Source organism: Allopusillimonas soli, from assembly GCF_004153445.1.
GTDB lineage: Bacteria > Pseudomonadota > Gammaproteobacteria > Burkholderiales > Burkholderiaceae_B > Allopusillimonas > Allopusillimonas soli.
Genome location: NZ_SDQC01000002.1, coordinates 574,964 through 587,780, shown reverse-complemented (window position 1 = coordinate 587,780; position 12,817 = coordinate 574,964). Strand labels below are relative to the sequence as shown.

At 60.3% G+C, this 12,817-nt stretch carries 14 protein-coding genes; 12 read left to right on the top strand and 2 right to left on the bottom strand.

Features of this window, described 5'->3' with window-relative positions:
* The first annotated feature begins 28 nt into the window (after positions 1-28).
* The 12 genes from ppa (at position 29) to ERD78_RS08520 (ending at position 10,882) form a co-directional block, all read left to right on the top strand.
* Positions 29-565, top strand: coding sequence for an inorganic diphosphatase (gene ppa, locus ERD78_RS08575; RefSeq protein ID WP_129968847.1), 537 nt, complete (start codon positions 29-31; stop codon positions 563-565).
* 2 nt (positions 566-567) lie between these two features.
* Positions 568-1,263 (top strand): fumarylacetoacetate hydrolase family protein, encoded by a 696-nt coding sequence (locus ERD78_RS08570; RefSeq protein WP_129968846.1) that lies wholly within the window; start codon positions 568-570, stop codon positions 1,261-1,263.
* A gap of 255 nt (positions 1,264-1,518) precedes the next feature.
* Positions 1,519-1,773: a hypothetical protein gene (locus ERD78_RS08565; RefSeq protein WP_129969109.1), complete on the top strand. Its 255-nt coding sequence runs from the start codon at positions 1,519-1,521 to the stop codon at positions 1,771-1,773.
* Positions 1,770-3,146 (top strand): hypothetical protein, encoded by a 1,377-nt coding sequence (locus ERD78_RS08560; protein WP_180029198.1) that lies wholly within the window; start codon positions 1,770-1,772, stop codon positions 3,144-3,146. Before ERD78_RS08565 ends, ERD78_RS08560 begins: the two co-directional genes overlap by 4 nt.
* Positions 3,146-3,910 (top strand): hypothetical protein, encoded by a 765-nt coding sequence (locus ERD78_RS08555; protein WP_129968845.1) that lies wholly within the window; start codon positions 3,146-3,148, stop codon positions 3,908-3,910. The genes ERD78_RS08560 and ERD78_RS08555 overlap by 1 nt, the downstream gene beginning before the upstream one ends.
* Positions 3,900-4,577: a hypothetical protein gene (locus ERD78_RS08550; protein ID WP_129968844.1), complete on the top strand. Its 678-nt coding sequence runs from the start codon at positions 3,900-3,902 to the stop codon at positions 4,575-4,577. The genes ERD78_RS08555 and ERD78_RS08550 overlap by 11 nt, the downstream gene beginning before the upstream one ends.
* Positions 4,555-5,550: a Flp pilus assembly protein CpaB gene (cpaB, locus tag ERD78_RS08545; RefSeq protein WP_129968843.1), complete on the top strand. Its 996-nt coding sequence runs from the start codon at positions 4,555-4,557 to the stop codon at positions 5,548-5,550. The genes ERD78_RS08550 and cpaB overlap by 23 nt, the downstream gene beginning before the upstream one ends.
* Positions 5,547-7,007, top strand: coding sequence for a type II and III secretion system protein family protein (locus ERD78_RS08540; protein WP_245152389.1), 1,461 nt, complete (start codon positions 5,547-5,549; stop codon positions 7,005-7,007). Before cpaB ends, ERD78_RS08540 begins: the two co-directional genes overlap by 4 nt.
* A 5-nt stretch (positions 7,008-7,012) precedes the next feature.
* A complete protein-coding gene (locus ERD78_RS08535; RefSeq protein ID WP_129968842.1) occupies positions 7,013-8,797 on the top strand; it encodes a TadA family conjugal transfer-associated ATPase in 1,785 nt (594 codons plus the stop codon).
* Positions 8,794-9,642, top strand: coding sequence for a type II secretion system F family protein (locus ERD78_RS08530; RefSeq protein ID WP_129968841.1), 849 nt, complete (start codon positions 8,794-8,796; stop codon positions 9,640-9,642). Before ERD78_RS08535 ends, ERD78_RS08530 begins: the two co-directional genes overlap by 4 nt.
* A 113-nt stretch (positions 9,643-9,755) precedes the next feature.
* A complete protein-coding gene (locus ERD78_RS08525; RefSeq protein ID WP_245152388.1) occupies positions 9,756-10,529 on the top strand; it encodes a type II secretion system F family protein in 774 nt (257 codons plus the stop codon).
* A complete protein-coding gene (locus tag ERD78_RS08520) occupies positions 10,526-10,882 on the top strand; it encodes a DUF192 domain-containing protein (protein ID WP_129968839.1) in 357 nt (118 codons plus the stop codon). The genes ERD78_RS08525 and ERD78_RS08520 overlap by 4 nt, the downstream gene beginning before the upstream one ends.
* A gap of 15 nt (positions 10,883-10,897) precedes the next feature.
* On the opposite strand, the gene ERD78_RS08515 is transcribed toward ERD78_RS08520, so the two are convergent.
* Positions 10,898-11,767, bottom strand: coding sequence for a BPSS1780 family membrane protein (locus tag ERD78_RS08515; protein ID WP_245152387.1), 870 nt, complete (start codon positions 11,765-11,767; stop codon positions 10,898-10,900).
* Between the two features lie 8 nt (positions 11,768-11,775).
* Positions 11,776-12,747 (bottom strand): homoserine kinase, encoded by a 972-nt coding sequence (locus ERD78_RS08510; protein ID WP_129968838.1) that lies wholly within the window; start codon positions 12,745-12,747, stop codon positions 11,776-11,778.
* Positions 12,748-12,817 lie beyond the last annotated feature (70 nt).

Genomic DNA, 12,817 nt, shown 5'->3' with positions numbered 1-12,817 from the left:
TTTCACTCCATATAAGGCAGACACAAGCATGAGCTTGACCAATGTACCAGCCGGCGCAAAATTGCCCGACGAATTCAATGTTGTCATCGAGATTCCGATGAACGCGGATCCGGTCAAATACGAGGTGGACAAGGATAGCGGTGCGGTTTTTGTAGATCGTTTCATGTTGACCGCCATGCACTATCCTTGCAATTACGGCTATATTCCCCAGACGATTTCCGATGATGGCGACCCGGTTGATGTGCTGGTTCTTGCGCCCTTTGCCGTCCAGCCAGGTACGGTAATCCGTTCGCGTGCAATTGGCGTGCTGAAGATGGAAGACGAGGCTGGCGGCGATGCCAAGCTGCTGGCGGTACCCGTGGATAAACTGTATCCGCCTTACCGGAATATCAAGTCTCCCCAGGATCTTCCCGAGGAAGACTTGGCGCGCATACAGCATTTTTTTGAGCACTACAAGGATCTCGAGAAAGGCAAGTGGGTCAAAGTTCAAGGTTGGGAGGGGGCTGAGGCTGCCTTGCAGGAAATACGTGATAGTGCTGCGCGCTATGCTGAAGGAGCAAAATGAGCATGGAAACCATCGTCGCCTTCCCTTCTCAGCCGGCGCTCGCCGTGGCTGCCTCCTCCGCCGTATTTCCCGTGCGCCGTGTCTACTGTGTCGGACGTAACTACGCCGATCATGCTCGGGAAATGGGCTTCACCGGCCGAGAGGATCCTTTCTTCTTCTGCAAGCCGGCGGACGCCATCATCAATGTAGCCGATGGCCAAACGGGCGAAATGCCTTACCCATCGCGCACGTCCAACTTACATTACGAGGTGGAATTGGTTGTCGCCCTGGACAAGGGCGGACGCGATCTCACCCCTGAGCAGGCTGCTGAATGTGTCTGGGGGTATGCGATCGGCCTGGACATGACACGCCGCGACCTCCAGGGTGAAGCCAAGAAGCAGGGGCGTCCATGGGAAGTGGGCAAGGCGTTTGACCAGTCAGCGCCTGTCGGTCCCTTGCATCCGCGCAGCAAGACCGGCGCGTTGGACAAGGGGGCTATCACGCTGGGTGTCAACGGCGAAGGCAAGCAGAAGGGTGATCTTTCCGACATGATCTGGAATGTGGCGGAATCCATTGCCTATCTCTCTACGCTGTTCGAACTCAAGGCAGGCGATATTGTCTTTACTGGCACACCTGAAGGCGTGGGGCCGGTCGTGGCAGGCGATCATATGGTCGGCACCATAAACGGACTTGGCGAATTGCATGTGAAAGTCGTATAGCAGGCTGACCCGCGGCCCCGCTCATCGGTCGGGGTTTGCCGCGGTCTCTTCATATACACGCACGGATCAAGGGCGCGCTTATTCTGAAGCGCGCCCTTGTTGCGTGTGGGTTTGGCTGTCTGTATAGGTTCGGCAGCCAACGGGTTCGGCTGCCAGCGCAGCTTTGTCCCTTTCGGTTTTTGCGACTAGGCGAAGGCGATTGAGGTCGGCACACTGTCCCTCCCATGTTTAGGGGAGATTATTGTGTTCAAGCAGATGCATTTGCAGCGCGGCCAGGCCATGACCGAGTACGTCATTGTGGTGGCGCTTGTCGCCGTAGCCGCCATCGCCGTCTATCAGTCTTTTGGCCGCGTTGTGCGCACCCAGACAGCGGCCATGGCCAAGGAACTTGCCGGAGAAGACGGCAGTGCGCTTTCCCGCGATGCAGCCTCCGCGGCCGATACCGCGGCAACGTCCTCGGGCACTCGTACACTCAAATCATTCACCGGTAACGCGGGCATGGGCCAATGAGGCGTCCTGATGACACCATGGCGCAACACGGCCAGGCCATGGTCCTGGGCATGCTGCTGGTGGGCGCTCTCATGGCCATTGTGTTGCGGTACTTCAGTTTTGGCCAAGTCGTGGCCGCCAAATCCCGCCAGACTCATGCGCTGGATGCGGCGGCCTACAGTGCGGCGCTTGCCCAGGCCCGTGCACTCAATATGCTGGCCTATATCAATAGGGCGCACGTTGCGCATCAGATGGCCATGGCTCACCTGGCAACGCTGGCTTCGTGGTCCGCCTTGGGCGGCACCCAGGCCATGCAGGCAGGTATAGGCAATCCTCCTGCACACGTTATTGGCATGTTTTTCGGCCCGTCGCATGCACAGGCCTACATGGCGGCAGCAAGGGCTGCCGGACTCGGACAGGCGGCGGGTACTCATGCCGAGCTAGCACGCGCTTATGCATTTCACGACGACACTGTTCATGGTCTGCTGACCAAGGTTCAGGCTGGAATCGTAAATAGTGTGCCGCAAGTGCGCATGGCGGTTCTAGAGACAGTGCTTGCGCATAATTACCCGGAGAGCAGCCGGCACGATGCGCAATTGCACATCGCGAATGACCAGTGGCCACGGTTTTTACGACGCATGCCCGGACGCGGACCGCAATCGGGAATACGCAGGCTCTCTCAGCAAGCTCAGGCGCTCTATGGTTTTCTTGGGCGAAGAGACTACACCGAGCGCGGTTTTTGGCCTGCATCGGCACGTTGTCCCTCCCGCCGCAATCAGCTGCGTCGCAGGGGAAGTACGCAACTGGATGGCCATGGCCATTGGGTGTCGGCTGACACACAATCCTTTCACGCTGTGCGATCTAACCGATGGATCGCCTGCTACAGCCGCGAGTACCCCATGGGCTGGGGCTTGGTACCTGGTCGATCGGGCCGTTTCGCGGGGCCACATGAGGCCAATCCGCCTGCCGACTTTTCAAGGGAAGCGTTCTGGCGCTGGGCGCGCCGTGTCGCGCCTTCGCAAATCCTAAATGGCCGAAGCAATCTGCTGGCCAATTCGTGGGCGATGCTCAGGCCCAAGCGCCTGGGTGGCAAAGGGTTGCCAGATTATTTCGATCTGGCTTCCGCGTCCCCAGATGCAGCATTGCGTTTTGCCGTGACATTGCATTTGCCCGGCCCTGACGGCTTGCGTATTGCCACGCACAGCGGGGCGGAAGCCTATTTCGCCGTGCCGCCGTTGCAGAAAAAGAAGGAACACGCGAAACCCAATCTGTTTCAGCCATACTGGCAGGCGCGGTTGGCAGATCCGCACGCCAACGGCACATCCGGTCAGACACGCTCCACCAGACCGGCCATGTGGCGGCCCGACACCCTGTCAGTGTTCGGGGAGCCGTGATGAACCCTTCCACCTGGTATTTGCGCAAGGAATTTGTCCAGCGGGGACAAGCCCTGGCAGAGGGGGTAATTGTCATGGTGCTATTGCTTGCGTTATGGACGGCCGGGAGCTTGCTGTTCCGTCTGCACGACATAGCGCTTTCCGCGCAGCATGCAAGCGCTTATGCGGCCTTTGCGCTGGCTCGCACGGAAGAAAACATGAAACCGGGGAGGTACGATCCAGACACAGTCGCGCGATTTTTTGCCGGCCCTGCGCATGCATGGAGGACATTGGCCGGGCATCATATGCTCGCACAACAGAACTTGGGCATGCACACAACGCATAATGACACATTGCCCACGCTTGTCCAGGTGGGCGGCGCCGACGGACAGGCACGGACACTACGGGGCGATTGGGGCATTGAGGATGCCGGCGTCCTCACTGTCCAAAGCCACACCAGGCCTGATGCCTCTTTTCTCCTTCGCCATTTGGGTGCGGCGCCCACGATTCGCCGGCACACGGCCATTCTGGCTGGTGCGGGCCACGCTGACACGGCAACGGTGACGCAACGTCGGCTGGCACAGTCCTGGTTGGGCTGGCGGTCTCCCGCGTCAACATCGCTGGGTTTGGCTCGGCATCTTGGCAGTCGCATGAGCGCCGTGGACGCGGCTTGGAAGCGTCCCTTGCCTCTTTACGACTGGCTCACGCCATGGGCGGAGGAAGTGCCAGATGGGCAGTACATGCCAGATAGGCGGCGCACATCAGGAGCAGAGCATGAGGGGTAAGCATGCCTTGTATCGTGGGCGCATGTGGCTGGCCACCTTGGGCCTGCTTGCCCACACCTCGTTTGCGGAAATACCTGGCTCTTTGACCATCCAGGGCTTGGTGTGGCACTACCCCTATTCCACAAGTATGGCCGGTGTGCCGCTTCATGGCAGTTCGTTTGTTTCCAATCTTGATCCGTTGACGCTCGCTGAACGGTTTTCAGCATTTCCGCAGTTCCGGCAGGTATTACTGTTGCCGGATGGCGTGAGCCTCTCGGGCATCGAGGCAGATCGTCACTGGCTCGTCCAGATACGCGCCGCGTCCTCTGGGTCTGAAGGCGATGTGTCCGTCCTGGACTTTGCGGGTGAGTCAGTCTCCGCCATGCACATGGCTGCAGAGCTGTCTTGGCTGGCTGCGCATGCCAGGCCTTTGCTGCATCAGCGGCATCCGGCCAAGATTGCATCCGGCAACGAAGGCCGAAGTCAGTACATTTATATGGTCAATATGGCTGCCGGGCAATTGGGCCGCTTCATGGCCACCCGCCTCCAGCTCGACGGCTGGCTTGCCGCATCCGTGCCCGTTTCGCTTGACAGCCAGACGTGGCGTAAGGGGCCGTTGGAGCTCTTTATTCATATCGAGCCTTCCATGAAAGGTACGTTGCTTTATGTTCAAATTCAAAGCAATTAGCGCCGCCATGCATTTTCTAGCCGCATACAGGCCCGTCGTGGTGCTCGTGGTGGCCGCAGTGTGCGGGTTGATTTCAGCGTGGGCCGCGGGCCGGCACATCCAGCAGCGTGTACAGGACGCCGAGGCAAGGGTGCGCGTGCCCATGGTCGAGCGTATTGTGGCTGCCTCCCACCTTCAGGCCGGCACTCTACTGCAGCCGCACCATCTGGCGCTGCGCGCTTTTCCCGCAGACTATGTTTCCAGCGACAGTGTCGGGGAACATGAGTTGGGCGAGCTCGAGGGAACACGGCTGCGCCAGCCTTTGAGGGCGGGTGATCCAGTGCTCGCCGCGCATGTAGAGCGTACCCGGCCGACCGCGTTCTCAGGCAAGCTGCATGCCGGCCGCCGCGCGATCACGCTGCCGGTGGACAGCCTCAATGCATTGGGAGGCCTGCTGCAACCGGGAGATCTCATAGACCTTTATGTCTCCTTTGAACACGAGCGCAGACAGGTAACCGCACCGTTGCTGCAGGGTGTGCGCGTGCTGGCGACAGGGGCAGATGCACAGCCTCAGCAGGAACACGAGGACCGAGTCTATAACACCATCACACTGGATGCCACGCCCGAAGAGGCCGTCAAGCTTGTTGCCGCCCGCCACGACGGGCGCATTACGGCCGTGTTGCGATCGCCCTTCGACGCGGACACATCCCAGGTGGCTGCCCGGGGCGATCTGGCAAGCCTGCTAGGGCTGCAGCGGCGTTCGTCTGTGACGCGCCGTGCCCGAGTGATTTACGGCAACAAGACAAATAGGTCCTTGCCGGCTCTGGCTGGCTTGCCGAACACCACCCCGCAGGGCCTGTTTCAGCTTCCCTATGTGCCCGAGCTTTCCAGCACTTCCAGTCTGGATGCAGGCTGGTCATGGAACGAAGCATTGATTGACGCGATATCCACCCATGATCGCTGGTCACCCGCCATGCAAGGAGAAATGCCGTGAAGGGGATAAAGAGCAGCACACGCCGCTGCTGGTCGCGGCGTGAGGGCGCGGGCCCGCTTGGGCCGGCGTCAATGGCTTTGGCGCTGTTTTTGTTGTGCGCCACGATGGCTCAGGCGGAAGATCGTCTTCTGGAGATGCAGGCAGGGGAAGTGAAAGTATTGAGCGTGCCCGGGGCTGCACGCGTTGCAGTGGGCGACGGTCATGTGGTGCATGCCATCGCCACTGAAGAGGAAGAGGTCATTGTTTTTGCGCGGAACGAAGGCAGCAGCGCCATGCAGATATGGACACGCACGGGAGAACGCCATGCTTATCGCATTCAGGTCGTGCCCGAGGAGGCCCAACGCGCGCGCCAGGAGCTGCATAGTCTGCTCGAGCGCATACCCAAGGCACGGATCACGGCGACAGGCAACAAAATCGTGGTCGAGGGCGATGATCTGGCCGACGAGGACAGGCAGCGTATTGCCGCGCTAGCCAGCCGTTATCCGCAATTGGTGGACCTGACTGGGCAGGTTGGCTGGGAGCCCATGGTCTTATTGGACGTGCAAGTGGTCGAGTTGCCGAGGTCTCAATTGCGTGAACTTGGTTTGCGCTGGTCATCTCCCCTGGCCGGTGGCGTGCGCACCGGCATGGCCTGGGACAGGGGGGCCGCTCATTTGGGTGCATCGCCCGGAGAAACACCTTTTTCGCTTTCGGGCACCACCAGCCGCGCCGTGGGTTATTTGGGCATGAATGCCTTGGTATCGGCGCACATCCACGCGCTTGCGCAAGTGGGCTCCGCGGTTGTACTGGCGCAGCCGCAATTGCTGGCGCGCAGTGGCGCCACCGCCGAATTCCTTGCTGGTGGCGAAGTGCCTTATACAACGAGCACCGACGACGGGCGCGGACACACTGTATTCAAACCATACGGCGTATCGCTGCGCATAACGCCGCAGGTCGACCGCAGCCGGATTGTCAGATCTCGCATAGAAGTCGAGGTCAGCGCGGTGGACCAAGGTATGTCGATGGCTGGCGGGCCCGCGCTCAAGACCCGCCGTGCAATGACAGAGTTCAATGTGCGTTCAGGACAGACGCTGGTGTTGGCGGGGTTTCTATCCCGCGAAACGGCAAGACAGCGGGATGGGCTGCCAGGCTTGAGCGATCTGCCGTTGCTGGGCGGCTTGTTCGGGTCCAGGCGCAGGCATGATACCGAAACCGAGCTAGCCATCTTCGTGACGCCAGTGCTCATCGAAGACCATGATGCCGCGATGCAGGCGCGCGTCGAGGCGGGGCGCGCGGTGCTGGATGCTTCCTTCCCTCATCCGACAACCCTTACGCACCCTGTGCATGGCCAGCCCGACCATGCGTCTGCGCTTGGCGGGCGCGAGATCCAGGCGTGGGATCCCTGGGGCGGCCCCGGCTCGCAATGGGTGGTGGACTCAGGCGCAGCATCCGGTACTTCACATCAACCGACGGAGTAATGCATATGGTGCAACTGGAACTGCGGTTCGAGGACGGCCGTAGCGAATATAGGACGTTTGCGCTTCCATTATCCATAGGCCGCTCAGGAGAGTGTGGCCTTTGCCTCAGATCGTGGCGCGTGGCGCGCGTTCACGCACGCCTTACGCAGCGATCATCCGGGGTGTTCGTGGATGACTTGGGATCCATTGCAGGCACGCTGGTAAATGGACGCAGGGTGGCGCACTATGGGCCACTGACGTGCGAAGATGAAATATGCATAGGCCCCTGCCTTATTCGTCTTGCGGACGCAACCGGCAGCGCTTTGCCAACCCCCCCAGCGGCGCGTTCATCCGCATTCGCCGTTTTCTCGCCGCCTTCAACGGCGGAGCCCGTACCCTTGGCCAGGGATAGCGCTTTTCCGGAACAGCACGGAGCATCCGTGGGGCTGGACGACTTACTGCCCAAGGAAAATACGTGCTCATTTCCAGTGCAGGCAACGCTTCCTGCGACTGGGGCCGCATCCGATGCTGGGGATTCCGTCAGGCACAGGCAGCGCCTGCATGCTGATCTGATCCAGGCGCTGGATCTCAGGCGTCGCGACATCAGCGGTCTTAGCGATCAGGATTTACGCGCGGAGGCGCACACAGTCTTGTTGGGCCTGATTACACGCGACACGCAGTTGCCAGACGGCATAGACCGCGATGGATTGCTGCGGCAGGTGGTGGACGAGGCCGTAGGGCTGGGGCCGCTGGAGCCTTTGCTCTCTGATCCGGGCATCACCGAGATTATGGTGAATTGTCACAGTGAGATTTTCGTGGAGCAGGCCGGAAAACTGAGCCGCCGCCATGTCGGCTTCAGTAGCGAGCACGCCCTCAGGCGCATTATCGAACGTATCGTTGCGCCATTGGGGCGGCGGGTGGATGAGGGCTCGCCAATGGTGGATGCTCGGCTGGCAGATGGATCCCGTGTCAACGCGGTGATACCGCCAGTGGCAATCCGGGGCGCCAGCCTTACCATTCGGAAATTCCCGACGATGCGTCCAAACATGGACGATCTGCTGCGCGCTGGCGCGCTTGATTCAAACATGAGCCATTTCCTGGCTGCCTGCGTACGGCTGCGCAAGAATATTATCGTGTCGGGCGGTACCGGCACCGGCAAGACAACCCTGTTGAACATTCTCTCCAATTACATCGATGAAGGCGAACGTGTTGTAACAATCGAAGATGCGGCCGAATTGAAGCTTGATCATCATCATCTCGTAGCCCTGGAGGCCAGGCCCGCCAACCAGGAGGGGCTGGGACGGATCGAGATACGCGATCTGGTGCGCAATGCATTGCGCATGCGCCCGGATCGCATTGTGGTGGGAGAGTGCCGTGGCGCTGAGGCATTCGATATGCTCGCAGCCATGAACACCGGGCACGAGGGCTCGCTGACCACACTGCATGCGAACAGTCCGCGCGACGCGTTGGCGCGGCTTGAGACCATGATTCTCATGGCGGGCATGCATCTTCCGCTTGGCGCTGTGCGTGAGCATATCGCGGCCAGCATCGATTTCATCGTTCAGCAAACGCGCCTGCGCAATGGCATGCGCCTTATCTCTAGTATTGTCGAAGTAACGGGCATGGAAAGCGGCTGCATCCAGACTCAGGAGATATTCCGCTATCAGGAACATCCTGCGCCTGCCTTCGTGGGCTGCGGCCTGGTTCCAGAAAGCATGCTGGAAGGCGGGCAGGCCATGCTTGCGGCGGCACTGTTCCATCAATGCACGCATGTCGATGCATTGCTGCATGACCATTCGGAGGCCGCATGATGGTAGCCGTTGCAGCCGTTATGGCGGCGATCGCGGGCGCCTGCATTGGCTGGATTTGCCTGCGTGCGAGTTCTACGGCCCATCGGCGCTATCGCAATCATTTTGGTCTGGCGGTATCCGGCAGCCTTGCGGAGGTCTTCCTGTTCCTGGACCCGACGCGCGTGTGGGTGGTGCATCTTGCATTATGCGTGGGCTTTGGAGCCGTCGCCTTGCTGCTATCCGGATCCCTTGTGCTGATGTTAATGGCCGCAGGGGTGGCGCTCGCCATAGTGCCATGCCTGATTGCCAGGGCGCGGCGCGCACGCTTGCGTCGGTATGAGAAACAGTTGCCGGACTTCCTTATGGCGCTGGCGGGCGCGCTGCGTGCAGGCACAGGTTTGCAGGCCGCCTTGTCCTGCATTGTGCCTCGTCAATCGCCACCGTTGTCGCAGGAATTCGGTCTGCTTCTTCGGCAGCAGCGTATGGGGCTGTCCTTTGATGATGCCTTGGCGGATCTGCTTGTGCGTATGCCCACCGACGCCAATAATCTGCTCGTGTCTTCACTGCGGATGGCGTGGCGAAGTGGAGGCAGCCTGGCGGCCTTGCTGGATGTTCTGGCAGAGACACTGCGTTCTTGCGGGCACTTGTCAGCGCGTGTTCGCGCATTGACCTCTCAGGGAAAGATGCAGGCCTATCTGATGGCCGGTATGCCTCTCATGGTGGGTGCGGCGTTGTATCTGCTTGATCCCGACAGCATGAGACCACTATGGCAGACACCTCCGGGCTGGATGGCATTGGGGCTGCTTGTCTTGCTGGAGGCGGCCGGGCTGTGGTTCATCCGCCGCATTGTCGACATCCGCGTCTGACTTGAGTGCGAATGATGTTCTGGATCAGTTGCGCGGGAGCAGGTTGTGCATTGTGCCTGCTGATGTGGTTGATTGCTCGCCCCGTATCAGGCATGTGTCATGAGCCAGTTCCTATGGATCATGCAGTCGTGCGCGGTATATGGCCCTGGCTGCACAAGCTGCTCCCCCTGGCCCGCGTGTACACGCCCTGGGTGCTGCGCCAGGCGCTGCATCGCCGGGTCCGCCGGGCCGGCCCTGGCTTTGAAAAGGTCGCGCCCGAGCATATCGTGGCCATGCAGATACTTGGCGCCGTGACCGCCACGGCGGCGGGTGCCCTGTGTTTGCGGTTCCTGGTCGACGCATCGATGCCCACGGTTGTGTGCGCGGCACTTTTCGCAGGCGCTCTGGCTGGGGCATGGCCATTGATATACCTGCGCCGCATGCATATGCACAGAAGCGCGCACATTCTGCGCGAACTGCCTTTTCTGCTGGACATGGCCACGCTCGCCCTGGGGGCGGGCGCCAATCTGCACGGTGCGCTGCAGCAAGTTGCCCAGTATGGGCCGGAAGGCCCCTTGCGATCGGAGTTGCGCCATGCGCTGGCTGACATGCGGGCAGGTACGGCGCGCATGATTGCTCTTCACAACATGGCGCAGCGGTGTGATGTTGAAGCTGTGCATGTATTGGTGCAACTGGTGGAGCAGGCTGAACAAATGGGCATGAGCATGGGGCCCCTGTTTCGGGCACAGGCGGCACAACACAGGGCAGAGCGTTTCCTGCTCGCCGAGAAACTTGCACTTGAGGCGCCGGTGAAAATGCTGTTTCCACTCGCCTTGTGCATTTTTCCCTGCACTTTCCTGGTTATCGCATTTCCTATTGCAATGCGTCTGATTGCGTCGGGCGCATGATGTCGCAAGACGGATATCCCCTGACGCTTATTTCAGCTCGCGGAACAGCGCAACGCCTGTTCGGGCTGATCGGCCAGCCGTCGCCCGCCTGGCATACTGGACTATATTTTGCACACTGTCGGTCCGTGCACACATGCTTTATGCGGTATGCCATCGATGTGGTGTTTATTGACGCGGAAGGGCGGATAATAAAGAAAATCGTCCGGTTGCCGCCTTGGCGGTGCGCATCGTGCCGCGCTGCACATGCGGCCATAGAACTGCCTGCCGGCTATTGCGATGCGTGTGCCGACATGGATGCGCGCGTGATGGCCGCGGTGGCCAACCTGCGCGACGCAGCGCGTTTGCCGGTCTGATGCCGGCCAGTTGGATCAGGGCGATGGCTTGTCGCCGTCGGAAGGATCGTCGCGCGAAGCGTTATCGAGGTCGTGGGACGTGCCATCGCCGACTTCAATACTGCCGTTGTTGTCTTCGCGCATGTCGTAGGTGTTGCCGAATACGCTGACGTAGGCCGGGTAGAAACTGCAATACAAGATGGCGGCCACGATGATGTTGATGGGTGTCAGAACGACTTGGACAGCCCCCGGGCTGAGGCCCAGTGTCACCAAGAAAGAGCCGGTGAAGTCGACGGCGAAAAAAATGGCGATCCAACTGGCGCCATAGGCAAGAAAGGGCCATTTGTTGCGCCAGCAGGCCACCATGGAGAAAAACAGAGCCTGTGGCATGCGGATATGATGCCAACCGATGAGAGCGGGGGCATGCCAGAAAAAGCCCGAGATGACGACATATAGTAGGCCGAAGGTGATGAACGGCCCTTTCATCGCTGCCAGCAGGGCTGTTTCGTCGAGATTGCCTTGTGCATCCAGTGCTTGGCCCAATTGACCGATGAAGGGAAGGGTTGCAATAAGGCCCGCCGCCAGGCATGCGGCCAGGTAGGCCAGGCCGAGGGCAAGCAGCCGCTTGCGGGTTTCGCGATTGGACAGCGGTTGCAGCCACATGGGCAGTTGCATGGCGCGGCCTGCTTCGACATTGCGGCAAGCGCAGAGTATGACGAAAGTAAGCAGGGGTGTGCAGACAATCAGTGCCATTTGTCCCAGCAAGGGAATCAGGTAGCTGGCGGTGATCAGGAATCCTGTGACGAGGCTCCAGAAGAACAGCGCCAGGGGCTGTCGTCGGAACAACCCCAGGCCATTGTGGATCCAGGACCAGCCTGCGGTAATGGGTAGCTTGGCGGCTTGCATGAGCGTGATTAATTCTGCAAGGCCCGGACCGGCGCCTTGAAACGTTCGCGCAGGATGCGCTCGAAATGACGGGGATCGTGCGGCTTGAGGGTTTGTGCGGGTCGAGGCAGGTAGAAATCGTAGAGCCGGGAAATCCAGAATCGCAGTGCGGCGCCGCGCAGCATGACGGGCCAGGCCTCGATCTCTTCTGCGGTAAACGGGCGCACCTGTGTATAAGCATGCAGCCATGCGTCAAGCCGGGAAACGTCGAACACACCGGTGGCCAGGTCCACACACCAGTCATTGACGCCGACAGCCAGGTCGAACAGCCATGTGTCGCAGCCTGCAAAGTAGAAATCGATGATGCCGCCCATGCGTGGCATCTCGAAGGTGCCATCAAACAGTACATTGTCGCGAAACAGATCGCAATGGCCTGGCCCACCCGGCAGCGCCCGATAGGTGGGCGTCGATGCAAACCGGATCTGCTCCTGCAGGGCGGTGTCCAGCAGCGCTGCCTGATCGGGTTCGAGAAACGGCCGGACGTGGGGCGCGGTTTCTCGCCACCATTGCAGGCCACGCAGGTTGGGCTGCCGGATGGAAAAGCCCTGGCCAGCCAGATGGGCGCGGGCGAGCGTGTCGCCAGTCAGTGCACAATGTGCAACGCTGGGCGCGGGCTCATAGCCGCCGGATAGACGTGTGACGATCGTGGAGGGCTTATCGTGGACGACCGTGATGAGGCCCCCACCTCGCAGAGCCTGGGGTTGTGGCACAGGAATACCACGCGCTGCCAGATGATGCATGAGTTCGATGTAGAAGGGCAGCTGCTCGAGGGTAAGAACCTCGAACAGGGTCAGGACATACTCGCCTGTGGTCGTATTGAGAAAGTAATTGGTGTTTTCGATGCCCGCTGTGATGCCGCGGAGCGAAACAAGTTCGCCCAGGTCGTAGCGTGCCAGGAGTTTGCGTGCATCGCTGTCGCTGACGGGAGTAAAGACGGCCATAAGCTGAGTGTACCGGGGTCGCGTAGATAAACAAAAAGCCCGTGCGAACGGGCCATTGATTTTAGACGAT

Excerpts from the sequence above, each read along its gene's own strand:
- ppa (WP_129968847.1), top strand. The coding sequence starts at position 29 with ATGAGCTTGACCAATGTACCAGCCGGCGCAAAATTGCCCGACGAATTC.
- ERD78_RS08515 (WP_245152387.1), bottom strand. The coding sequence starts at position 11,767 with ATGCAAGCCGCCAAGCTACCCATTACCGCAGGCTGGTCCTGGATCCAC.
- ERD78_RS08525 (WP_245152388.1), top strand. The coding sequence starts at position 9,756 with ATGGATCATGCAGTCGTGCGCGGTATATGGCCCTGGCTGCACAAGCTG.
- ERD78_RS08530 (WP_129968841.1), top strand. The coding sequence starts at position 8,794 with ATGATGGTAGCCGTTGCAGCCGTTATGGCGGCGATCGCGGGCGCCTGC.
- cpaB (WP_129968843.1), top strand. The coding sequence starts at position 4,555 with ATGTTCAAATTCAAAGCAATTAGCGCCGCCATGCATTTTCTAGCCGCA.
- ERD78_RS08520 (WP_129968839.1), top strand. The coding sequence starts at position 10,526 with ATGATGTCGCAAGACGGATATCCCCTGACGCTTATTTCAGCTCGCGGA.
- ERD78_RS08510 (WP_129968838.1), bottom strand. The coding sequence starts at position 12,747 with ATGGCCGTCTTTACTCCCGTCAGCGACAGCGATGCACGCAAACTCCTG.
- ERD78_RS08555 (WP_129968845.1), top strand. The coding sequence starts at position 3,146 with ATGAACCCTTCCACCTGGTATTTGCGCAAGGAATTTGTCCAGCGGGGA.
- ERD78_RS08535 (WP_129968842.1), top strand. The coding sequence starts at position 7,013 with ATGGTGCAACTGGAACTGCGGTTCGAGGACGGCCGTAGCGAATATAGG.
- ERD78_RS08560 (WP_180029198.1), top strand. The coding sequence starts at position 1,770 with ATGAGGCGTCCTGATGACACCATGGCGCAACACGGCCAGGCCATGGTC.
- ERD78_RS08550 (WP_129968844.1), top strand. The coding sequence starts at position 3,900 with ATGAGGGGTAAGCATGCCTTGTATCGTGGGCGCATGTGGCTGGCCACC.
- ERD78_RS08570 (WP_129968846.1), top strand. The coding sequence starts at position 568 with ATGGAAACCATCGTCGCCTTCCCTTCTCAGCCGGCGCTCGCCGTGGCT.
- ERD78_RS08565 (WP_129969109.1), top strand. The coding sequence starts at position 1,519 with ATGCATTTGCAGCGCGGCCAGGCCATGACCGAGTACGTCATTGTGGTG.